Raw genomic sequence first — 22,928 nt, 5'->3', positions numbered from 1 at the left:
TGCACGGGTCGTTCCCACGCGAGCGTGGGAACGACCACTATCAGGCCCTGCGGCTCTGCTGATACTCCGCCAGCGCGGGCAGCAATTGTTTGTCGATGGCCTGGCGCACGGCCGGCAGAATGGTCGCGCTGCTGGTGTACATCTGCTTGACCATGGTCCGCAGTGTCATCGCCCGTTCATCGTTCAAGCCTCGCACTGCACATTCGCAAGCCTGCTCGGCGGTGGAGCCACTTGGTACTTGAAAGCCCAACGATTTCAGCTGGCCCAACAGGTCTTCCTGGTCAATTAAATCGGCGTGCATCATGACGCAATCCTTCTTCAGGGAACGGTGTCTTGGCTCGATTCTCGTAGGGGTATGGAGTGGCGGCAAGGACGATTTGTCGCCATGGCCGCAATACCTATGAACAGGTCGTTTTCGGCTAACTTGGGCGCAAGCAGAGTGGGCACACTGGGATCAGCTGGCTTCACGAAGGTTTGGTCACCCTCGCGCAACGGCTCCTCAACAGTACCCACTTCTGCCCCGATCCTGTCACGGCTTGATCGGGGTTTTTTTTGCCTGTGAATCAGCGACTTTTGTGTTGCCGGGCCAGACGCCGTCGCGGTTTAACGTTGAAGAACGAGCACGCGCGACAACAATTCATCACGGTCGACATAGCAGCCCTGAAAATGCCGGGCGCCGGTGGCGGGGTCGAAGGCGTTGCGGGCGTGGAGGGTGCGGCGGTTGTCGAAACACCACATTTCGCCGGGGTTTAACCGCGTCATCACCCGGAATCGCGATTCCCGGGTCATCGCAATAAAGCGGCGGTAGGCGTGATAAAGCGCGGGCATCTGTTCGACCGATGCATCGAATGGACCACGCAGGAAATTCGCCATGCGGATTTCCGAAACCTGCCCAAAGGCATTCAGCGCGATGATCGGCGCGAGACAGCGGTAGTCGCTGTGGCGGTCTTTATTACGGAACTCCACCGGGATGTCGCAAAGGCTTTTAAACGCCTCGGGAGCTTCCTGGCGCAAGGCTTCGGCAATGGCAAAGCCGTCGACGAAAATACTCTCGCCACCCTCGGCGTCATTGACCAGGCAATGCAGAAACTGCAGCCCTGGTTGTAACTCCCGGGTCGGCAGGTCGCTGTGCAGCGGCAGGTTGAAAGCGGTGTAGGCATTGCTGTCGGCATCAGCCTTGGATTGCACGTTGAACAGCACGCCAAAATTGCTCTCGCGGATGAAGGAAATCCGCTGGGCAATCAACTTCAATGAGCCTGGCTCGGTGGGCACGCCGCGAACCTGGGTCAGGCCGATATCGCGCACGGCCAGCAGCCATTGCAGCAAGGCGTCGTTGTCGTTCATCAACGCCTGGTAGTCGAATACCGGCAGCGTCAGGTTGCTGTTCCACAGCTGGCTTTTTGGCTTGGATGCCCGGCGTTCGGCGCGGGACTCGTCATCGTAGGCGTGGGCCCGTAACCAGCCAGGATCGAAACGGCTGAGATGGCCGTCCTGCCAATCGACACGCAGGCAGCCTTGGGCATCAACGCTGACGTCCGAGGGCTTCAGGTTTTCGGCGACGTCGACGATTTCCAGCACTTGCTCGCGGGTTATGGTGTAGACGCACAGCGGGCATGGGCAGTTGTCCCGCAACCACTGATGATGAAAGGGACTGACACGGTCATCGGCCCACTTCACTTGAATTCGGTCCGCCAGGGTGTGTACGGCGGTCAACGCGCTGATCAACGGGTAGGTACGGAAGTCGGCAAAAGCGGCGGCGGTGTTCAATGGCGATCTCCTTGTTATTTTTTAGGGGGTAACGCGATCATTCGGCCAATGTAGGCAGGGGCGGGCAGGTCTGCTTGCTCGGCGACGATGGCTTGCAGCTTGCCCAAGGTGTCGTCGCTGAACGGCGCGGAGCGCGGTCCGGCAAGATCGACGTGCAGCAGCATTTGCTCGTTGCCCGCCAATTCCTTCTCATCACCCGCCAGGTGCAGGCTGTGATAGAGATGCAGGCGTTTGCTGTCGTGGCCGATGATTTGGGTGCGCACGTCGACGTCGGCGTCGAGCTTCACTTCGTGCAGGTAATTGAGGTGCAGTTCGAGGGTAAACAGCGAGTTGCCGCTGGCTTCGCGGTTGTTGCTGTCCATGCCCAGACGATCCATCAGCGCGTCGGTGGCGTAGCTGAAAATCAGCAGGTAGAAGGCGTCGCGCAGGTGGCCGTTGTAGTCGACCCAGTCGGGGATGATTTTGGTTTGGTAGGTGGTCAGGGAGGGCATGATTCTCTCCAGGCATGATCGGGGATGATCGTTCCGACGCAGGGCGAGGGAACGATCAGTGGGAAGCGTTATTCGCTGAAGGCCATCCCATGCTTCTCTTTGGTGGTCTTCACCGCCTCCAGCACCGCCAGCAAGCAATCATCACGATAGCGCTCCAGCGCTGAAATGCTGTGTGTACCCAACTGATCACGGGTGCCATCCACCACATCATCGATCAACTTGTCCGTCAGCTCCGGTGCCGGCAGATACGTCCACGGCAACTGCAACGCTGGCCCGAATTGCGCCATGAAGTGCCGCATGCCGGCATCGCCCCCCGCGAGCGTGTAGGTCAAAAACGTGCCCATGAATGACCAGCGCAGACCCGCGCCAAAACGGATCGCATCGTCGATCTCACCGGTGGTTGCCACACCGTCGTTGACCAGGTGCAGCGCCTCACGCCACAGCGCTTCGAGCAAGCGGTCGGCGATAAAACCGGGTACTTCCTTGCGCACATGCAACGGACGCATGCCCAACGATTCGTAGACTTTCATCGCCGCTTGAACCGCTTCCGGAGCGGTGTTTTTGCCGCCAACCACTTCCACCAGCGGTAGCAGGTAAACCGGGTTGAACGGGTGCCCGACCACGCAGCGTTCTGGATGCGTCGAACTCTCGTAGAACTCGCTCGGCAACAGGCCGGAAGTGCTGGAGCCGATCAAGGCATTGGGCTTGGCCGCCGCGCTGATTTTGCTGTGCAGTTCCAGTTTCAGGTCCAGACGCTCGGGGGCACTTTCCTGAATGAAATCCGCCTCGCGAACGCATTCTTCAATGGTTGCGACAAAGCGCAACCGATCCTGCGATGCACCGGGCGCAAGGCCCTGTTTCTCCAAAGCGCCCCAGGCATTGGCGACGCGTTTGCGCAGCGCCGCTTCGGCACCGGGCGCCGGGTCCCAGGCCACCACGTCGAGGCCGTGGGCGAGGGCGCGGGAGACCCAGCCGCTGCCGATGACACCGCTGCCCAAGGCGGCGAAGGTTTTGATTTCGGTGATAAAAGTCATGGCAATTCCAGAGTTTGAAAAAGTCGATTAGCCGCGCTTGGTCAGGCCCATTTTTGCCCGGCCTTGCGCCGGTGTCAGAACACGGGCGCCGAGACGGCTGAGGATTTCCGAGGCACGCTCGACCAGTTGGCCGTTGGTTGCCAGTACGCCCTTGTCCAGCCAGATGTTGTCTTCCAGACCGACCCGCACGTTGCCACCGAGCAGCACCGCTTGCGCAGCCATCGGCATCTGCATGCGACCGATACCGAACCCGGCCCACACCGCATTGGCTGGCAGGTTGTCGACCATGGCTTTCATGGTGGTGGTGTCGGCCGGTGCGCCCCACGGGATGCCCAGGCAGAGCTGGAACAGCGGGTCGTCGAGCAGGCCTTCCTTGATCATCTGCTTGGCGAACCACAGGTGACCGGTGTCGAAAATTTCCAGCTCGGCCTTCACGCCCAGCTCTTGAATGCGTTTGGCGCCAGCGCGTAGCTGGGCCGGGGTGGACACGTAAATGGTGTCGCCGTCACCGAAGTTCAGGGTGCCGCAATCGAGGGTGCAGATTTCCGGCAGCAGTTCTTCAACGTGGGCCAGGCGGGTCAGCGGGCCGACCAGGTCGGTGTTCGGGCCGAACTCCATCGGGTTCTCGCCCGCGCCGATTTCCAGGTCGCCGCCCATGCCGGCGGTGAGGTTGACGATGATGTCGACGTCCGCTTCGCGGATACGCTCCATCACTTCGCGGTACAGGGCTACATCACGGCTGAATTTGCCGGTTTCGGGGTTGCGAACGTGGCAGTGAACGACCGTGGCGCCGGCCTTGGCGGCTTCCACGGCGGCCGCGGCGATTTGTTTCGGGGTGACCGGCACGTGTGGGCTTTTGCTGGTCGTGTCGCCAGCACCGGTGAGTGCGCAGGTGATGATGACGTCGTGGTTCATGAGGCGGGTTCCTGTTCTTTATGGGAATGGCGGGCGTGATGATTCCGTTCGCAGCCCGGTCGGGCTGCGAGTCGGTGGTTCAATCGGGTTTATTTGGTGGTCAGTTGCAGGTGTTCAGCGGCTGGTTTGCCATCGAACGTGGTCACACCTTCGAGCCAGCGTTGTTTGTCTTGTGGGTGATCTTTCAGCCATAGCTTGGCCGATTCGAAGGCGTCCTTGTGATCCAGCAGCGGCTGCATCATCCGGCTCTCGTCTTCGGCGGTGTACGTCAGGTTGCTTAGCAAGCGACCGATGTTCGGGCATTGCTCGGCGTAGTTCGGCGCGGTGACAGTCCAGACCGTGGCCATGCCTTCGTTCGGGCCCAGAGCGTCGTCGCTGCCGGTGAGGTACGTCATCTCCACGTTGACGTTCATCGGGTGCGGCGCCCAGCCGAAGAACACCACGGCTTCATTGCGCCGTACAGCGCGATCCACCGCCGCGAGCATGCCGGCCTCGCTCGACTCGACCAACTGGAACTTGCCGAGGTCGAACTGGTTTTTGGCGATCATCGCCTTGATCTGGGTATTAGCCCCCGAGCCAGGTTCGATACCGTAGATCTTGCCGCCCAGTTCTTTCTTGAACTTGGCGATGTCGGCGAAGGTTTTCAGGCCTTTGTCGGCGAGATACGTTGGCACGGCGAGGGTGGCGCGGGCGTCTTTGAGGCTGGGCGCCTCAAGCACCTTGACCTGTTTGGCCGCGACGAACGGGGTGATGGTCTGGGTCATCAGCGGGTTCCAGTAGCCGAGGAACAAGTCCAGGCGCTGGTCACGGATCCCGGCAAAGATGATTTGCTGGGAAGCGCTGGTTTGTTTGGTTTTATAGCCGAGGCCGTCGAGCAGGACCTGGGTCATGGCGCTGGTGGCGATTACGTCGGTCCAGTTCACTACGCCCATGCGCACGTTCTGGCATGAAGCAGGTTCGGCCGCCATGACGCTGGCGCTCAGGAAAGCGGTACCGCTGAGTGCAAGAACACAGCTGCTGATCAGTCGTTTCATCTCAGGTTCCTCGGCAGATCGTTATTGTGGGTTCCGGCATCTTCGTGCGCCGGTGATGCCCAAGTTACGCAGCTTGAGGCCCGCTCAAGCGCACTGCGGCGACCAGCACTTGCACTGCAGCGACCTGCGCGCTTGAATGCCTCTTGCAAGTGGCGTATCAACGTCCATACGCTTCCCGCCCTCTCGTTACCTGCCAGTCGAGTGCGCTCCATGTCCCAGGATTTCTACTTCTTGTTGATGCCGGGTTTTTCGGCCATCGGTTTCATCTCGGCCATCGAGCCGCTGCGAGTCGCCAATCGCTTTCGTGGCGAGCTGTACCGCTGGCATGTGCTCAGCGCGGACGGCGGGGCGGTATTGGCCAGCAATGGCATGTCGGTCAACGCCGATGCGGCGCTGGAACCACTGAAGAAAGGCGCAACATTATTGGTAGTCGCCGGCTTCGAACCCCTGAAGTTCGCCACCCCGGCGCTGGAGTACTGGCTGCGCCGCCTGGACAACGAAGGCGTGACCCTCGGCGCCATCGACACCGGCAGTTTCGTCCTCGCCCAAGCCGGCCTGCTCGACGGCCATCGCCTGACCCTGCATTGGGAAGCCATCGACGCCTTCAAGGAGTCCTATCCGCAACTCAGCGTCACTCAGGAGCTGTTCGAGATCGACCGCCGGCGCATCACCTCTGCCGGTGGCACCGCGTCCATCGACCTGATGCTCGACCTCATCAGCCAGGCCCACGGCCCGAAACTGGCGGTCCAGGTCAGCGAGCAATTTGTGCTCGGCCGCATTCGCCCGCGCAAAGACCACCAGCGTATGGAAGTCGCCACGCGTTATGGCATCAGCAACAAGAAGCTCGTACACGTGATCGGCGAGATGGAGCAGCACAGCGAACCGCCGCTGAGCACGCTGGAATTGGCCGAATCGATCAAGGTGACGCGGCGGCAGTTGGAGCGCTTGTTTCGGTTGCACCTGAATGAGACGCCAAGCAATTTTTACCTGCGCTTGCGGCTGGAGAAGGCCCAGCAACTGTTGCGGCAGACGGACATGAGTGTGCTGGAGGTGAGTATCGCGTGCGGGTTTGAATCGCCGTCGTATTTCACCCGCAGTTACCGGGCAAGATTTGCCCGCTGCCCACGGGAGGACCGACGTACCGCCCAAGCATGATCATTACTTCTTCATCAACGCCGAGCAAGCCGCCTTAAACGCCTCATGCTGATACTTGTTCAGCGTGGCCGGCAGTTCAAAGTCAAACTTCTTGTTCTGCGCATTGATAGTCTGTGGCGACAGTAGTGTGACCTCGCAATTTTCCAGCAACTGGAAAACGCCCTCGATCTTGAACGTGGTCGGCCCGCCGGCGAACTCACCTTTCTTGCTGCGCTTTTTGATCGCGATACGGTCGATGGAATTCTCGCGCACAAACGACGCCACCTGAGCGGCAAAGGCTTTGACGTTCGCGGCTTCGTCGTCATCGTCGAGGGCAATTTTCTTGGTGGGTAGAGCGATGTGGCTCAGCGCCTGACCGTCGAGGGAGGCCACGGCGATGATCGCTTCGCTGCCTTTGATTTCGATGCCGCAGATTTTCATGTGAGTCCCTTTCCCGAATGGTGGCCTGCAGCTTACAGCTCAAGTTGATTGACGTTTGCGCTTACTCCTGCCCAATCGACTCCAAAAACTCCGACCGCTCGTCACTCATCCGCGCCACGCAATCATTTTGCGCAATGGTGAACGCCTTGCTACCGGCTGTCGCCGGGAATGCTTCAACCGCGCAATCCGCCTCCCGGGTCTTCAGCCATTGCTGTTGAGCGGCCTTGAGCTTGGCGGTGATGTCGGTCAGTCGCGCCGGGTTCTTGCCGTAGAGCGTTCGCATGCGCTCGGTCAGGCTGTTGTCGTTGTCTTTGAGCAGGTCTTCGGCGGTGGTTCTGCTGTAGGCCGAGCATTCCAGGGTCTGGACCTCGTTTTCGACTTTGTCGCAGGGGTTGTCGTCAGACTCCTGCGCCGCGTGTGCGCCGGTCGCTATCAGTACTAACGCCAGGGAGATCGATTTCATTGCGCCGCAGCCCCTTATTCCAGTAATGCATCCAGTAGTGGCGCGAATTCTGGCTCATGCGCAGGCCCTTGAACAGGTGACCCATGACGTCCGGCAACGACCCTTTGTCGCGGATTGACGCTTTCGGCAAACCCCTTGTCGTTTTTGCACCCGGCTGCCCCCTCCCTCAGGCATATGCTGGCCCCAAAGCGCCGACACACGATTCGGCGCATGAATCGCTAATAGGGGACAGCCTGATGAGCCCAGCCGAATTGCACGCCGACAGCATCGTTATCGACGGCCTGATTATTGCCAAGTGGAACCGTGAGCTGTTCGAAGACATGCGCAAGGGCGGCCTGACGGCGGCCAACTGCACCGTGTCGGTATGGGAGGGCTTCCAGGCCACCGTCAACAATATCGCCGCCAGCCAGAAGCTGATCCGCGAAAACAGCGACCTGGTGATTCCGGTACGCACCACCGCCGATATCCGCAAGGCCAAGGAGCAGGGCAAGACCGGCATCCTCTTCGGCTTCCAGAATGCTCACGCCTTTGAAGACCAGATCGGCTACGTCGAGGTGTTCAAGCAGCTGGGCGTCGGTATCGTGCAGATGTGCTACAACACCCAAAACCTGGTCGGTACCGGTTGCTATGAGCGCGATGGCGGCCTGTCGGGCTTCGGTCGTGAAATCGTTGCCGAGATGAACCGCGTCGGCGTCATGTGCGACCTTTCCCACGTCGGCTCCAAGACTTCCGAAGAAGTCATCCTCGAATCCAAGAAGCCGGTGTGCTACTCCCATTGCCTGCCGTCGGGCCTGAAAGTCCACCCGCGCAACAAATCCGATGAAGAACTGAAGTTCATCGCCGATCACGGCGGTTTCGTCGGTGTGACCATGTTTGCGCCATTCCTGGCCAAGGGCATTGATTCGACCATCGACGATTACGCCGAAGCCATCGAATACACCATGAATATCGTCGGTGAAGACGCCATCGGTATCGGCACCGACTTCACCCAGGGTCATGGCCAGGACTTCTTCGAATACCTGACCCACGACAAGGGCTACGCCCGCCGGCTGACCAGCTTCGGCAAGATCATCAACCCGCTGGGCATCCGCACCGTCGGCGAGTTCCCGAACCTGACCGAAACCCTGCTCAAGCGCGGCCATTGCGAGCGCGTGGTCCGCAAGATCATGGGCGAGAACTGGGTCAACGTTCTCAAGGACGTCTGGGGCGAGTAAGCCGCAGCGCCTGACGAATCTTTTCCCTCGGCCGTCCGCGCCGGGGGCAACACCAAAATTTTCTGGAGTTAAGTTTCCATGGCCAAGATCGCCCCGCAATTGCCAATCGAAGTCGACAGCGAAACCGGTGTCTGGACCTCCGACGCCCTGCCAATGCTGTATGTACCGCGTCACTTCTTCGTCAACAACCACATGGGCATCGAGGAAGTGCTGGGCGCCGACGCCTACGCCGAAATCCTCTACAAGGCCGGCTACAAGTCCGCCTGGCACTGGTGTGAAAAAGAAGCTGAATGCCACGGCCTGGAAGGCGTTGCGGTGTTCGAGCACTACATGAAGCGTCTGTCGCAGCGCGGCTGGGGCCTGTTCAAGACCCAGGACATCGACCTCGACAAAGGCACTGCCAGCGTCAAGCTCGAACACTCGGCGTTCGTCTACGTGTACGGCAAGGTCGGGCGCAAGGTCGATTACATGTTCACCGGCTGGTTTGCCGGTGCCATGGACCAGATTCTGCAAGCCCGTGGCAGCAAGATCCGCACCGTTGCCGAACAGGTTTACGGTGGCTCCGAAGAAGGCCACGACGACGGCCTGTTCACCGTCAAGCCGTTGTAAGTCGAGGAACCCGCCATGGCTTTCGAAGCAATGTTTCAGCCGATCCAGATCGGCAAACTGACCATCCGCAACCGCGTGCTCAGCACTGCGCACGCCGAGGTTTATGCCACTGACGGTGGCATGACCACCGATCGGTACGTCAAGTATTACGAAGAGAAAGCCAAGGGCGGGATCGGCCTGGCGATTTGCGGCGGCTCGTCCGTCGTGGCCGTCGATAGCCCGCAGGAATGGTGGAGTTCGGTCAACCTGTCCACCGACCGCATTATTCCGCACTTCCAGAATCTGGCCGACGCCATGCACAAGCACGGCGCCAAGATCATGATCCAGATTACCCACATGGGCCGTCGCTCCCGTTGGGATGGCTTCAACTGGCCTACGCTGATGTCGCCGTCCGGCGTGCGCGAGCCGGTGCACCGTGCGACCTGCAAGACCATCGAGCCGGAAGAAATCTGGCGCGTGATCGGCAACTACGCGCAAGCGGCGCGGCGCGCCAAGGCCGGTGGCCTGGATGGCGTCGAGCTGTCAGCGGTGCACCAGCACATGATCGATCAATTCTGGAGCCCGCGAGTCAACAAGCGGACCGACGAATGGGGCGGTAGCTTTGAAAACCGCATGCGTTTCGGCCTCGAAGTGCTCAAGGCCGTGCGGGCCGAAGTCGGACCGGATTTCTGTGTCGGCATCCGCCTGTGCGGTGACGAGTTCCATCCGGATGGCTTGTCCCACGAGGACATGAAGCAGATTGCCAAGTACTACGACGACACCGGCATGCTCGATTTCATCGGCGTCGTGGGTTCGGGTTGCGACACTCACAACACCCTGGCCAACGTTATCCCGAACATGAGTTATCCACCGGAGCCATTCCTGCATTTGGCTGCCGGGATCAAGGAAGTGGTCAAGTCCCCTGTCCTGCACGCGCAGAACATCAAGGACCCGAACCAGGCGACGCGTATTCTCGAAGGCGGCTATGTAGACATGGTCGGTATGACCCGTGCCCACATCGCCGATCCCCACCTGATCGCCAAGATCAAAATGGGCCAGATCGACCAGATCAAACAGTGCGTCGGCGCCAACTACTGCATCGACCGTCAATATCAGGGTCTGGACGTGTTGTGCATCCAGAACGCTGCGACCTCCCGTGAATACATGGGCGTGCCGCACATCATCGAGAAGTCGACGGGTGTGAAGCGCAAAGTCGTGGTGGTGGGTGCCGGTCCTGCCGGGATGGAAGCGGCTCGTGTATCGGCCGAGCGGGGTCACGACGTGACCCTGTTAGAGAAGAAAGAATTCATTGGTGGGCAGATCACTACGGCTTCGAAAGCCCCGCAACGCGATCAGATCGCCGGTATCACGCGCTGGTACCAGTTGGAGTTGGCCCGTCTGAAAGTCGATCTGCGCCTGGGCGTCTCGGCCGACGCGGCGACCATTCTGGATCTACGTCCAGACGTGGTGGTGCTCGCCGTCGGTGGTCATCCATTCATCGAGCAGAACGAACACTGGGGCGCGGCTGAAGGCCTGGTTGTCAGCAGCTGGGACATTCTCGATGGCAAGGTCGCACCGGGCAAAAACGTGCTGGTCTACGACACCATTTGCGAGTTCACCGGGATGTCGACCGCCGACTTCCTCGCCGACAAGGGCAGCCAGGTCGAGATCGTCACTGACGACATCAAGCCGGGCGTGGCGATTGGCGGCACCTCGTTCCCGACCTACTACCGCAGCATGTACCCCAAAGAAGTGATCATGACCGGGGACATGATGCTGGAGAAGGTCTACCGCGAAGGCGACAAGCTGGTGGCGGTGCTGGAAAACGAATACACCGGCGCCAAAGAGGAACGGGTGGTGGACCAGGTAGTCGTCGAGAACGGCGTGCGTCCGGACGAAGAAATCTACTACGGGCTGAAGGAAGGCTCGCGCAACAAAGGCCAGATGGACATCGAAGCCCTGTTCGCGATCAAGCCGCAACCTTCGCTGAGCCAGCCGGGCGACGGTTACCTGCTGTTCCGCATCGGCGACTGCGTGGCGCAGCGCAACACCCACGCGGCGATCTATGACGCGTTGCGGTTGTGCAAGGATTTCTAAGAGCTTGTGGATAACCCTGTGGGAGCGAGCCTGCTCGCGAATGCAATCGGTCAGCCAACAGTGATGTCGACTGACCCACCGCTTTCGCGAGCAGGCTGGCTCCCACGGGAATCGAGCAAGGCATCCAGCTAGTTAAGCCTGCAAGACCCCGAGGTCTTTGGGAGCTCCACCATGTTGAACACCCTTCTTCCAATCCTGTTGTTCGCAGCCCTGGGCCTTGCTGTCCTGGGCGCGTTGCGGCGGGTGGCTATGTGGCGCCGGGGCCGGGCTTCGAAAGTCGACCTGATCGGTGGCCTGTTCGCCATGCCCAAGCGTTACATGGTTGATTTGCACCATGTCGTCGCGCGGGACAAATACATCGCCAACACCCACGTCGCCACGGCTGGCGGCGCGGTGGCGTCCATTGTGCTGGCGATCCTGGTTCACGGTTTCGGCCTGCACAATCGCATGCTCGGTGTTGCCCTGTTGCTTGCCTCGGCGGTGATGTTCGGCGGTGCGATTTTCATGTTCCTGCGTCGTCGCAACCCACCGGCTCGTCTTTCCAAAGGGCCATGGATGCGTCTGCCGAAAAGCCTGTTGGCGTTCTCGGCGAGCTTCTTCCTGTTGACCCTGCCGGTCGCCGGCATCCTCCCGGAAAACTTCGGCGGTTGGGTGGTCGCTGCGATCCTCGGCGTCGGTGTGCTGTGGGGCGTTAGCGAACTGTTCTTCGGCATGACCTGGGGCGGGCCGATGAAGCACGCCTTCGCCGGTGCTTTGCACCTGGCCTGGCACCGTCGCGCCGAGCGTTTTGGCGGCGGCCGTTCCACCGGTTTGAAACCGCTGGACCTGAGCGATCCAAACGCGCCACTGGGCGTGGAAAAGCCTAAGGATTTCACCTGGAACCAACTGCTCGGCTTCGACGCCTGCGTGCAGTGCGGTAAGTGCGAAGCCGCGTGCCCGGCGTTCGCCGCCGGCCAGCCGCTGAACCCGAAAAAGCTGATTCAAGACATGGTCGTCGGCCTTGCCGGTGGCACGGATGCCCAATTCGCCGGCAGCCCGTATCCATCGCTAGACGGCGAAGGCAAGGCCATCGGCGAACACGCCGGCAACCCGCATCAACCGATCGTCAATGGCCTGGTGGACGCTGAAACCTTGTGGTCCTGCACCACTTGCCGCGCCTGTGTCGAGGAGTGCCCGATGATGATCGAGCACGTCGACGCCATCGTTGACATGCGCCGCCATCTGACCCTGGAAAGAGGCGCGACCCCGAACAAGGGCGCCGAGGTCCTCGAAAACCTCATCGCCACCGACAACCCTGGCGGCTTCGCCCCGGGTGGGCGGATGAACTGGGCGGCGGACTTGAACCTCGATCTGATGAGCGAGAGGCAATCGGTCGACGTGCTGTTCTGGGTTGGCGACGGTGCCTTTGACATGCGCAACCAACGCACCTTGCGCGCCTTCGTCAAAGTGCTGAAAGCCGCCAAGATCGACTTCGCGGTGTTGGGTCTTGAAGAGCGCGACAGTGGTGACGTGGCCCGGCGTCTGGGCGACGAAGCAACCTTCCAGTTGTTGGCCAAACGCAACATCCAGACCCTGGCCAAGTACAGCTTCAACCGCATCGTCACCTGCGACCCGCACAGCTTCCACGTGCTGAAAAACGAGTACAACGCCTTCGACGGCAATTACGTCGTGCAGCACCACAGCACCTATATGGCGGAAATCATTGGCGCCGGTGCCCTGAACCTTGGCCAGCACAAAGGCAGCAGCGTGACCTATCACGATCCGTGCTACCTCGGCCGTTACAACGGCGAATACGAGGCGCCGCGTGAAGTGCTGCGCGCCCTGGGGATCGAGATCAAAGAAATGCAACGCTCCGGTTTCCGCTCGCGCTGCTGCGGCGGTGGCGGCGGTGCGCCGATCACCGACATCCCGGGCAAACAACGGATCCCCGACATGCGCATGGAAGACATCCGCGAAACCGGCGCCGAACTGGTGGCCGTGGGTTGTCCACAGTGCACCGCGATGCTCGAAGGCGTGGTCGAACCCCGGCCGCTGATCAAGGACATCGCCGAACTGGTGGCGGACGCGTTGCTCGAAGACGCAGCCCCGAGCAAGCCGACCAAACCGGCCCAACGTGAACCTGCGGAGGCCCACTGATGAGCGACATTATCCGCCGCGACCCACGCGCCGAATGGATCGCCCGTAACCGCTTGCACCCGCTGCACGCGGCCATGCAACCGGCGCAACACAGCTGGATGGGGCCTAACGGCGTCATCCGCAAAAATCCCCATGGCATCGGTTTTATCGGTCCCAACGGCATCAAACGCATTGACCGCAGCGGCGCTCAACAGGGCGGGGCGAGCAAGCGCTCGGCGGCGGTTGAAGTGCAATTGCCACTGCATCAAGTGCCTGCACCTGCGTTTTACATCAGTGTGGTGCCAGACATGGTCGGCGGCCGCTTGAGCAGTCACGACCGCGATCTGCTGGGCTTGGCTCATCAGTTGGCCGGCAAGGACGGCGCGGTGTTGGCCGTGGTCTTCGGCGAACACAAAGAAAGCGCCTTCGCCACCGCTGGCGTCGATCGCTTGCTGGTGCTGGAGGGTGAAGAGTTCAGCGGTTATGCACCGGAACAACGGGTCCAGGGGCTGCGGGCTGTGGATAACCAATTCAGCCCGCATCACTGGTTGCTGCCTGACAGCCGTAGCGGTGGTGGTGAGTTGGGCCGACGCTTTGCCGCTGCACTGGGCGAACGCCCGGCCACACGGGTCTGGCAGGTCAAGGATCAGGCATGCATCGGCCGAGCCGGCGCCGGTTTGCAAGACCTTGCGCGCCCGGTGGGACGCTTGATTCTGGCCGCCGTCGAATGCGCCGAACCGGTCAGCGAAACCCGTCACGAAGCCTTGCCGGTGGAGTTATCCACAGTCGTGGCGCGCAGCTTGTCGCGCATCGAGGATATGGGCGCGGTAGCGGTGGACCCGGCGGCAATTCCGATGGCCGAAGCCGAGTTCATCTTCTCCGGCGGCAACGGGGTCAAGGACTGGGGACTTTTCCACAGGACCGCCGAAGCGTTGGGTGCTACCGAAGGCGCCTCCCGAGTGGCGGTGGACGATGGCTTCATGGCCCGCGACCGTCAGGTCGGTGCGTCCGGCACCTGGGTCACCGCACGTGTTTACGTGGCGGTGGGGATTTCCGGGGCGATCCAGCACCTGCAAGGCATCGGTGTCTGCGACAAGGTGGTGGCGATCAACCTCGACCCTGGCTGCGACATGATCAAACGGGCCGACCTGTCGGTGATCGGCGAGAGCGCCGAGATTCTTCAAGCCTTGATCGATGCGGTAGAGGCTTACCGCAATGAAGCCAAGCGCGATGCGGCTTAAGGGAAGGAAAGGGTTATGAGCACGAAAATCATCAGCCTGGTGTCCATCGGCGCCCACCCCACCTCCGGCCGGCCACGTCGTGCGGAGCAGGATGCGCGGGCGGTAGAGCTGGGCCTGCAACTCGCGGGGGATAACCTGCAAGTGTTGCATGCCGGCGACGTTGCGGAACCAGCGCTGCGCGCGTATCTGGGCATGGGCCTGGAACAACTGCACGTGCTTGAACAACCGTCCGGCGCCGATGCACTGCCGGCATTGACCGCGTATTTGCGTGACGCCGGGGCTCAGGTCGTGCTGACCGGTAGCCAGGCGGAAACCGGTGAAGGCTCGGGCATGCTGCCGTTCTTGCTGGCCGAAAGCCTGGGCTGGCCGCTGGTTGTGGGGTTGGCTCAAGTTGAATCCATCGACGGGAATTCAGCACTGGTGCTGCAAGCCTTGCCTCGTGGTCAGCGCCGTCGCTTGAAAGTACGGCTACCGTTTCTCGCCACTGTGGATAACGCAGCGCCTAAGCCTCGGCAGAGTGCTTACGGCCCGGCCCGACGCGGGGTACTGCAGGCGGATGAAGTCGAAGTGATCGACGATGAACTGCTGGCGGTCGCCACGCTGCAGCCGGCCAAACCACGGCCTAAACGCTTGAAGGTGATCAAGGCCAAGAGCGGCGCGGACCGGATGAAAGCCGCGACGGCCAAGGCCAGTGGCGGTGGCGGGCAGGTGCTAAAAGGGTTGAGTGCCGAGGCGGGAGCTGAGGCGATTCTCAAGTTACTGATCGAAGAAGGCGTGGTCCGCTAGCGGTCCCGTGGGGGGTAGGTAAATGGCAGTAGAATTTCGTTCGGCTCTGCGCAGTGATGCGCGAGAGATTGCCCGCTTGTTCCGGATTTCGTCAGAAGGGGCCGCAGATTACATCTGGAGCCAACTGATGCAACCCGGCCAGGATCTACTGGACGTGGGCGCCAGTCGGTATGCCCGTGAAGACGTGGATTTTTCCTGGCAGAACTGCCTCATTGCCGAGGCTCAGGGAAACGTCATTGGCATGATGCACAGCTACGTGATGCGTCACGATCCGCTGGCGGCTCCAGTGACCGACCCCGTCCTGGCGCCGTATGCCAAGATGGAAATCCCCGACACCCTCTACATTTCCAGCCTGGCGCTGCATGAAGGGTGGCGAAACCAGGGCCTGGGCAAGCAATTCCTCGCCTACGCTTACGACCGTGCCAACCAGCTGGGGCTCAATGGCATAAGCCTGATCGACTACGCCGAGAACACCGGCGCCCGTCGGTTTTACGAGCGACATGGCTTTCGTATCGTCGATACCTGCCAGATCATTCCCCATCCGATGATTCGGGTCACGGGGGAGGCCTATCTGATGTATCGGCCCTAGTTCACAAGCATCATTTTCAAGAATGGGTTGAACATAAACACGCTCAGTCGGCACCAGACATGCCCGATCTGCGGCGTAATGGTTGGTCGTGTTTCAACAAGACCTGATCGTGGTTACCCACAATCCCTGTTAGCGCTTCTGTGGATAACATGTTCGCCCTTCGCTGCACCCCCTACAGATCAAGCCCTGCAACCCATCGTACAAAAAGTAACCAGCCTAACCCACGGTTTTTTCAAGCTTTTTCCAGAGGATAACTTTAGGGGCGAGCCAAGACTTGCCCCCAATCTCTGTTAGCGTATCTGTGGATAAGATGTTCGCTGTCCTCTGCAGGCCATGTAAAACGGGCTTCTCAGGCAAATGATCAAAAAATGATCAATTCGGTGTTTTAAACCGATAATCTTCGTGAAAACCCCGATTTATCACGGCTTCCAGCGGTTTTCCACAGATCCGTCCAAGTTGCCCCCAAAGTCTGTTGGCGCTTCTGTGGATAAGGTGTTCGCGATCCTCTGTAAGCCACGGATAACGTGACTGACAGGCTTGTGATCAAAAAACAACCAATTGTTGCTTGAAGCCCTGTTTCTGGATAAGTCACGGATTTTCTTCAATTTCTGTGGAGAAAGTTTTCCGTAAGTCCGCACTTGTCCCCATTTACTGTGGGCGAAGGTGTGGATAACTTGTTCGCGAACCTCTACAGCCCCATGCCAGTCGCCGCTCTAAAGCGATTGATCGAAATGTGAGCAATAAAAAACCGCGAAACGTGTTCGCGGTTTTTTGTCGTAGCGGATCGGTCAGCCTTGAACCGGAACCCCTTTGAGGTAAGGCGCAGGTTCCGCCCCCAGATTGTTCAGCAAACGCTCGCTGTACCAGTCCACGAAGTTCACCACGCCAAACTCATAGGTCTGGGAGTAAGGCCCTGGCTGGTAAGCCGTGGAGTTGATGCCGCGCTGGTTCTCTTCGGCCAGGCGACGGTCCTGGTCGTTGGTCGCATCCCAGACCTGGCGCATGCGCTCCACGTCGTAGTCCACGCCTTCGACCGCGTCCTTGTGGACGATCCACTTGGTGGTGACCATGGTTTCCTGCGCGCTGATCGGCCACACGGTGAACACGATGATGTGGTCGCCCATGCAGTGGTTCCAGGAGTGCGGCAGGTGCAGGATGCGCATCGAGCCCAGTTCCGGGTTTTTGATCCGGCCCATGAGTTTGGCGCAGCCTTGTTTGCCGTCCAGGGTCATCGACACGGTGCCTTTGAGCAGCGGCATGCGCACGATGCGGTTGCGCAGGCCGAAGCTGGCGTGGGCGTAAGGAATCTTCTCGGCATCCCAGGCGGCGGCGGAGGCCGCAACGTGGTCCTTGAAGGCCTGGTCGGCTCGTGGGTCGGTGACATCGTCCCATTCCAGCAGGCTTTTCAGCAGTTCCGGGTGCGCCGCGTTGCAGTGGTAGCACTCGCGGTTGTTTTCCAGCACCAGTTTCCAGTTGGCTTTTTCGAACAAGGTGGTCTGGATCGCCACCTTGGTGTTCGCCATGTCGTACGGTTCCATGTAATGGTCCAGCGTCGACAGGAAGTCATCAATGGCTGGCGGGTTCTCCGACAGGCTGATGAAGATGTAGCCGCCCGCGGACTTCACGTTTACCGGTTTGAGGCCGTACTGCTTCATGTCGAAGTCGTCGCCCATTTCGCTACCGGCGAACAGCAGACGGCCGTCCAGTTCGTACGTCCACTGGTGGTAGTGGCAGACCAGTTTGGCGACCTTGCCTTTTTCACTGGTGCACAGCCGCGAACCACGGTGACGGCAGACGTTGTGGAACGCATGTATCACGCCTTCGGCGCCGCGAATCACGATGATCGGGTTCTTGCCGACTTGCAGGGTCAGGTAGTTGCCCTTGGTCGGGATTTCGCAGGTCATGCCGGCGATCAACCATTCTTTCTGGAAGATCTCCTGCATATCGATATCAAACAGCCGCTCGTCAGAGTAAAACGGCTGCGGCAGTGAGAAAGTGCGCTCGCGCTCTTGCAGCATCTGCGCAGTAGCCTTGCGTGCGGGTTCCAGCGGATCGCCCAGGCTGATTTTTGCGGTGACGTCCATCGATTTGATCCTCATGGCCATTCTGTGTGGCCGGCGAAAGTGGCTGATACGGTTTGCTACGCAAGGTGTAAAGAATCTGTCGTTGTAAGGAGCGAGTGTGGGGCCGGCGCTGCTCAGAACCTTATCCATGGGCGACATGGCCCAATCTGTTCCCGACGCGCCACCGCTGGTCGTTGGGGGCTGGTCGCGATAAGTATGTGAATGTCGCAGATAGGTAAATGCGAGACTCGCGCTATACGCAGAATCGCCAACATAAGGCCGACCATCGGCGGTGGAGAACAGCATGTCCAACAGCTTCCTGAATCCGGTAACCACCCAGACCTGGGCCAATGGTCGACACACCGTCCGTTGCGTCAAAGTCATCCAGGAAACCTGGGATGTGCGCACCTTCTGCTTTATGGCTGATCAGCCGATCCTGTTCTTTTTCAAGCCGGGGCAGTTTGTCACCCTGGAGCTGGAAATCGAAGGCGTGCCGATCATGCGCTCCTACACCATTTCCAGCTCACCGTCGGTGCCATACAGCTTTTCGGTAACCATTAAGCGCGTTCCGGGTGGCAAGGTCTCCAACTGGCTCCACGACACCCTGAGCGAAGGCCAGGAGCTGGCGGTGCACGGGCCGGTCGGGTTGTTCAATGCCATGGATTTCACCGCGCTGAAAGTGCTGTACCTCAGCGGCGGCGTCGGTATCACCCCGGTCATGTCGATGGCGCGTTGGTTCTACGACACTAACGCCAACGTCGACATGGTGTTTATCCACAGCGCCCGTTCGCCAAAAGACATCATTTACCACCGCGAACTGGAGCACATGGCATCGCGGATCGACAACTTCAGTCTGCACCTGATCTGCGAGAAGCATGGTCTGGGCGAGCCGTGGGCCGGTTACCGCGGTTACCTGAACCACAAAATGCTCGAACTGATGGCGCCGGACTTCATGGAGCGCGAAGTGTTCTGCTGCGGACCGACGCCGTACATGAATGCGGTCAAGCGCATGCTAGAAGCGGTCGGCTTCGACATGAGCCGTTATCACGAGGAGTCCTTCGGCGCGACGCCACCGGAAGCCCGGGCCGATGCAGTGGAACAAGCCGAAATCGCCGCCGACGCCCCGGACATTGATGTTGCGGACCTGCACCAGGTGGAATTCACCGCGTCGGGCAAGAGCATTCGTGTGGCGCCGGGCGAGACCGTACACGCGGCAGCGGCCAAGCTTGGCCTGTTGATTCCGAAGGCGTGCGGGATGGGGATCTGTGGGACGTGCAAGGTAATGAAGCTGGGTGGTGAGGTCGAAATGGACCACAACGGCGGGATCACCGAGGAAGACGAAGCGGAAGGGTTTATTCTTTCGTGCTGCAGCGTGCCGAAGGGCGATGTGCGCATCGAGTTTTAAGCAACATCGTGCCCATCCCGAGATCGGGATGGGCATCTTCCAGTCAGTCGGCAAACAGGTCCGGCATCAGCGGGTCGGCAGCTTTTAGCTGCAATCACAATGTTGGCCCCATCACGCGCCGCGCGATCTCACGGCCGATCCCGCGGCTGGCGCCCAAGCGTTGCGGCGCGATTGGAGTCCCTGTTGTATCGGGCGTGTGTCGCTGCAGACTGATCTGGGAATTAGCGGGACATGACTTCGCGAATATCCGCCGCCAATTCCCGTACGCGTTCTTCTTCGGTGTCCCACGAGCACATGAAGCGTGCGCCGCCGTTGCCAATGAAGGTGTAGAAGCGCCAGCCCTTGGCCGTCAGTGCGGCGATGGCCGGTTCCGAGAGTTGCAGGAACACGCCGTTGGCCTGCACCGGGAACATCAGTTCCACGCCTGGAATGTCGCTCACCAGCTCAACCAACAGCTGCGCGCAGTGGTTGGCGTGGCGGGCGTATTTGAGCCAAGCGTCGTTTTCCAGAATCCCGACCCACGGCGCCGACAGGAAACGCATTTTTGAGGCCAGTTGCCCGGCCTGCTTGCAGCGGTAGTCGAAGTCTTCGGCCAGTGTGTGGTTGAAGAACAGAATCGCTTCCCCCACCGCCATGCCGTTTTTCGTGCCGCCGAAGCACAACACGTCGACGCCGGCCTTCCAGGTCAGGTCGGCCGGCGAGCAGCCAAGGAAAGCGCAGGCGTTGGAGAAACGTGCGCCATCCATGTGCAGGTTCAGGCCCAGTTCTTTGCACGTGGCGCTGATGGCGCGGATTTCTTCCGGGGTGTAGACGCTGCCGACCTCGGTGGCCTGGGTCAGGGTCACGACGCGCGGTTTGGGGTAGTGGATGTCCTGGCGCTTGAGCGCTATTTCGCGGATCGATTCCGGGGTCAGCTTGCCGTTTTCAGTGCGGGCGACGAGTAACTTGGAGCCGTTGGAAAAGAATTCCGGTGCGCCGCATTCGTCGGTTTCGACGTGGGCGGTTTCCGAGCAGATCACGCTGTGGTAACTCTGGCACAGCGACGACAGGGCCAGGGAGTTGGCGGCGGTGCCGTTGAAGGCGAAGAATACTTCGCAGTCGGTTTCGAACAGTTTGCGGAAATCGTCGGACGCGCGTGCGGTCCATTCGTCGTCGCCATAGGCGCGTTGGTGGCCGTGGTTGGCCTGTTCCATGGCGGCCCAGGCTTCAGGGCAGATACCGGAATAGTTGTCGCTGGCGAATTGTTGGCTCTTATCGGTCATGGCCGGCTTCCGTGTTCGGGGGGCTCTTATGGTGAAGAGTTCCGTGGTCAATGAGGGTGCGCACTTTACCCAAGATCGTCAGGGGAGCACACGCGATGATGCTGTCAGAAAAATACAAAGACGACGGGCAATTATGCACATGAGGCAAAGGGATGGGGCGCTGGATCTGCTCAAGTGGCTGGCGCTGTTGAGTATGGTGTTCGATCACCTGCGATATGTCGGTTATTCCGTCGATCTGCTGTATGTGCCGGGGCGGTTGGCGTTCCCGTGGTTCTGTCTGGCGATGGCTGCAAACCTGGCGCGGGCCCGCGCGGTGACGACGGACGGCCAGTGGCGTTATCTGGGGTGGTTGCTGCTGTTTAGCGCCATCAGCGAAGTTCCCTACCGGATGTACATGCCTGATCCCGACACCTTGAACGTGCTGCCCACGTTGGTGCTGGGATTGCTGGTGGTCCGTGGCTGGCAGGGCCGAACCCTGCAAGCGCGGCTATTAGCAGCAGGCGCCTTGCTGCTGGCGGCGCTGTTCGCGGAGCGCCTGATGTTCGGCTTCTTCGGGGTGTTGTTGCCGCTGGCGATGTTGCTGGTGATCGGGCGGCCCTGGCACTTCAGCCTGTTGCCGGGATTGGTCTGTCTGGCAGCCAATCAGTGGGCAGTGCTGTATTCCTCCGCGCGGTTTCACAACAGTGAAGCCATCCTCGGTATCGCCGCTTGTCTGATCGCGCCCCTGGCCGGCCTGCTTTTGCTGCGCCACGCCGGTCAGCTTAAGCCGCCACCCCCGATGCGCCGCTGGGCGTATATGCTCTATCCCGGGCATTTCCTGCTATTGCTGGGGTTGCGCGAAGGGTTGGCGCGGGTGTTCGGTTGAGTCGATTTATCCCTGTGCGCCTGCCCATGTCGTAAACGCACCTTTGCGTGGCGTCCGTAGGCATTTGGCCTGTCTGCGCCGGTCATACCATCGCATTCAAAGGGCACGGCCGAAAGGTACGTGCCTTACCGAGACGAATGGCGCACCGCCGCCGCTGGGAGAGACGCGATGTTCAGCAAGCAAGACCAGATCCAGGGTTACGACGATGCACTGCTGGCGGCGATGAATGCCGAGGAGCAACGCCAGGAAGATCACATCGAGCTGATCGCGTCAGAGAACTACACCAGCAAACGCGTCATGGAAGCGCAAGGCAGTGGCCTGACCAACAAATACGCCGAAGGTTATCCGGGCAAGCGCTACTACGGTGGCTGTGAGCACGTCGATAAAGTTGAAGCGCTGGCCATCGACCGCGCCAAGCAACTGTTCGGCGCCGACTACGCCAACGTGCAGCCGCACTCCGGCAGCCAGGCCAACGCCGCGGTATTCCTTGCGTTGCTGCAGGCCGGCGACACCGTGCTGGGCATGAGCCTGGCTCACGGCGGTCACTTGACCCACGGCGCCAAAGTCAGTTTCTCCGGCAAGCTCTATAACGCTGTGCAGTACGGCATCGACACCGACACCGGCCTGATCGATTACGACGAAGTCGAACGTATGGCGGTCGAGCACCAGCCAAAAATGATCATCGCCGGGTTCTCCGCTTACTCCAAGACCCTGGACTTCCCGCGCTTCCGTCAGATTGCTGACAAAGTCGGCGCTTACCTGTTTGTCGACATGGCTCACGTAGCCGGTCTGGTCGCTGCTGGCCTGTACCCGAACCCGCTGCCGTACGCTGATGTGGTCACCACCACCACTCACAAAACCCTGCGCGGTCCACGTGGCGGTCTGATCCTGGCCAAGGCCAACGAAGCGCTGGAAAAGAAACTCAACGCGGCCGTGTTCCCCGGCGGTCAAGGCGGCCCGCTGATGCACGTCATCGCGGGTAAAGCAGTGTGCTTCAAGGAAGCGCTGGAGCCAGGTTTCAAGGCTTACCAGCAACAAGTGATCGACAATGCTCAGGCCATGGCCAGCGTATTTATCAAACGCGGCTACGATGTAGTGTCCGGCGGTACCGATAACCACCTGTTCCTGGTCAGCCTGATCCGTCAGGGCCTCACCGGCAAAGAGGCGGATGCAGCACTCGGTCGCGCCCACATCACCGTGAACAAGAACGCTGTCCCGAACGATCCACAGTCGCCGTTCGTGACCTCGGGCCTGCGTATCGGCACCCCGGCGGTGACCACGCGCGGCTTCAAGGTTACCCAGTGCGTTGAGTTGGCCGGCTGGATCTGCGACATCCTCGACAACCTCGGCGACGCCGATGTCGAGGCCAATGTTGCGCAGCAAGTTTCGGCACTGTGCGCGGACTTCCCGGTTTATCGCTGAGC

The 22,928-nt window shown here is 60.3% G+C and carries 21 protein-coding genes and 1 pseudogene; 11 read left to right on the top strand and 11 right to left on the bottom strand.

Features of this window, described 5'->3' with window-relative positions:
• Positions 1-40 precede the first annotated feature (40 nt).
• The 6 genes from ACXPVS_RS03230 to choX form a co-directional block, all read right to left on the bottom strand.
• Positions 41-304: a hypothetical protein gene (locus ACXPVS_RS03230; RefSeq protein ID WP_458508636.1), complete on the bottom strand. Its 264-nt coding sequence runs from the start codon at positions 302-304 to the stop codon at positions 41-43.
• A gap of 299 nt (positions 305-603) precedes the next feature.
• A complete protein-coding gene (locus ACXPVS_RS03225; protein ID WP_458508635.1) occupies positions 604-1,767 on the bottom strand; it encodes a gamma-butyrobetaine dioxygenase in 1,164 nt (387 codons plus the stop codon).
• A 14-nt stretch (positions 1,768-1,781) separates the two neighbouring features.
• The gene (locus ACXPVS_RS03220; RefSeq protein WP_458508634.1) at positions 1,782-2,258 is read right to left on the bottom strand and encodes a thioesterase family protein; all 477 of its coding nucleotides are present in this window, start codon (positions 2,256-2,258) and stop codon (positions 1,782-1,784) included.
• A gap of 68 nt (positions 2,259-2,326) precedes the next feature.
• Entirely contained in the window at positions 2,327-3,292 is a 966-nt protein-coding gene (locus ACXPVS_RS03215) for an L-carnitine dehydrogenase (protein WP_458508633.1), read from the bottom strand.
• A gap of 27 nt (positions 3,293-3,319) precedes the next feature.
• Positions 3,320-4,207: a 3-keto-5-aminohexanoate cleavage protein gene (locus ACXPVS_RS03210; RefSeq protein WP_458508632.1), complete on the bottom strand. Its 888-nt coding sequence runs from the start codon at positions 4,205-4,207 to the stop codon at positions 3,320-3,322.
• Positions 4,208-4,296: 89 nt separating this feature from the next.
• The gene (gene choX, locus ACXPVS_RS03205; RefSeq protein ID WP_458508631.1) at positions 4,297-5,241 is read right to left on the bottom strand and encodes a choline ABC transporter substrate-binding protein; all 945 of its coding nucleotides are present in this window, start codon (positions 5,239-5,241) and stop codon (positions 4,297-4,299) included.
• Between the two features lie 210 nt (positions 5,242-5,451).
• Here choX and ACXPVS_RS03200 point away from each other — a divergent pair, with 210 nt between their 5' ends.
• Entirely contained in the window at positions 5,452-6,396 is a 945-nt protein-coding gene (locus ACXPVS_RS03200; RefSeq protein WP_458508630.1) for a GlxA family transcriptional regulator, read from the top strand.
• 3 nt (positions 6,397-6,399) lie between these two features.
• On the opposite strand, the gene ACXPVS_RS03195 is transcribed toward ACXPVS_RS03200, so the two are convergent.
• Entirely contained in the window at positions 6,400-6,816 is a 417-nt protein-coding gene (locus ACXPVS_RS03195; RefSeq protein ID WP_458508629.1) for a DUF3010 family protein, read from the bottom strand.
• Positions 6,817-6,877: 61 nt separating this feature from the next.
• Positions 6,878-7,279, bottom strand: a complete 402-nt coding sequence (locus ACXPVS_RS03190; RefSeq protein WP_458508628.1) for a lysozyme inhibitor LprI family protein — start codon at positions 7,277-7,279, stop codon at positions 6,878-6,880.
• Positions 7,280-7,515: 236 nt separating this feature from the next.
• Between ACXPVS_RS03190 and ACXPVS_RS03185 the strand changes: the two genes are divergently transcribed.
• The 7 genes from ACXPVS_RS03185 (at position 7,516) to ACXPVS_RS03155 (ending at position 15,909) form a co-directional block, all read left to right on the top strand.
• Complete coding sequence (locus tag ACXPVS_RS03185; protein ID WP_458508627.1) at positions 7,516-8,493, top strand: dipeptidase; 978 nt, start codon at positions 7,516-7,518, stop codon at positions 8,491-8,493.
• A 78-nt stretch (positions 8,494-8,571) separates the two neighbouring features.
• The gene (locus ACXPVS_RS03180) at positions 8,572-9,102 is read left to right on the top strand and encodes a DUF5943 domain-containing protein (protein WP_458508626.1); all 531 of its coding nucleotides are present in this window, start codon (positions 8,572-8,574) and stop codon (positions 9,100-9,102) included.
• A gap of 15 nt (positions 9,103-9,117) precedes the next feature.
• The gene (gene dgcA, locus ACXPVS_RS03175) at positions 9,118-11,178 is read left to right on the top strand and encodes a dimethylglycine demethylation protein DgcA (RefSeq protein WP_458508625.1); all 2,061 of its coding nucleotides are present in this window, start codon (positions 9,118-9,120) and stop codon (positions 11,176-11,178) included.
• Positions 11,179-11,349: 171 nt separating this feature from the next.
• Complete coding sequence (gene dgcB, locus ACXPVS_RS03170) at positions 11,350-13,314, top strand: dimethylglycine demethylation protein DgcB (RefSeq protein WP_458508624.1); 1,965 nt, start codon at positions 11,350-11,352, stop codon at positions 13,312-13,314.
• Positions 13,314-14,534 carry an electron transfer flavoprotein subunit alpha gene (gene etfA, locus ACXPVS_RS03165; RefSeq protein ID WP_458508623.1) on the top strand — a complete coding sequence of 407 codons (1,221 nt, stop codon included), beginning with the start codon at positions 13,314-13,316 and terminating at the stop codon, positions 14,532-14,534. The genes dgcB and etfA overlap by 1 nt, the downstream gene beginning before the upstream one ends.
• A gap of 15 nt (positions 14,535-14,549) precedes the next feature.
• A complete protein-coding gene (gene etfB / locus ACXPVS_RS03160) occupies positions 14,550-15,320 on the top strand; it encodes an electron transfer flavoprotein subunit beta (RefSeq protein WP_123368597.1) in 771 nt (256 codons plus the stop codon).
• Between the two features lie 22 nt (positions 15,321-15,342).
• Positions 15,343-15,909, top strand: coding sequence for an N-acetyltransferase family protein (locus ACXPVS_RS03155; protein ID WP_458508622.1), 567 nt, complete (start codon positions 15,343-15,345; stop codon positions 15,907-15,909).
• A gap of 788 nt (positions 15,910-16,697) precedes the next feature.
• Here the strand turns inward: ACXPVS_RS03155 and gbcA are convergent.
• On the bottom strand, positions 16,698-17,993 hold the full coding sequence (gene gbcA / locus ACXPVS_RS03150; protein ID WP_458508621.1) for a glycine-betaine demethylase subunit GbcA: 1,296 nt from the start codon (positions 17,991-17,993) through the stop codon (positions 16,698-16,700).
• A gap of 283 nt (positions 17,994-18,276) precedes the next feature.
• On the opposite strand from gbcA, the gene gbcB reads away from it, so the two are divergent.
• On the top strand, positions 18,277-19,377 hold the full coding sequence (gene gbcB, locus ACXPVS_RS03145; protein WP_458508620.1) for a glycine-betaine demethylase subunit GbcB: 1,101 nt from the start codon (positions 18,277-18,279) through the stop codon (positions 19,375-19,377).
• A gap of 71 nt (positions 19,378-19,448) precedes the next feature.
• On the opposite strand, the pseudogene ACXPVS_RS03140 reads toward gbcB, so the two are convergent.
• Both ACXPVS_RS03140 and ACXPVS_RS03135 read right to left on the bottom strand, forming a co-directional pair.
• A pseudogene (locus ACXPVS_RS03140) lies at positions 19,449-19,549 on the bottom strand (hypothetical protein); the annotation flags it as partial.
• A 49-nt stretch (positions 19,550-19,598) separates the two neighbouring features.
• Entirely contained in the window at positions 19,599-20,639 is a 1,041-nt protein-coding gene (locus tag ACXPVS_RS03135) for a threonine aldolase family protein (protein WP_458508619.1), read from the bottom strand.
• Between the two features lie 133 nt (positions 20,640-20,772).
• Here ACXPVS_RS03135 and ACXPVS_RS03130 point away from each other — a divergent pair, with 133 nt between their 5' ends.
• Both ACXPVS_RS03130 and glyA read left to right on the top strand, forming a co-directional pair.
• On the top strand, positions 20,773-21,504 hold the full coding sequence (locus ACXPVS_RS03130; RefSeq protein ID WP_458508618.1) for a TraX family protein: 732 nt from the start codon (positions 20,773-20,775) through the stop codon (positions 21,502-21,504).
• 168 nt (positions 21,505-21,672) lie between these two features.
• Complete coding sequence (glyA, locus tag ACXPVS_RS03125; protein WP_458508617.1) at positions 21,673-22,926, top strand: serine hydroxymethyltransferase; 1,254 nt, start codon at positions 21,673-21,675, stop codon at positions 22,924-22,926.
• Positions 22,927-22,928: the final 2 nt, after the last annotated feature.

Source organism: Pseudomonas sp. Ma2-10 (genome assembly GCF_054330215.1).
This window is presented reverse-complemented; position numbering and strand designations above follow the sequence as displayed.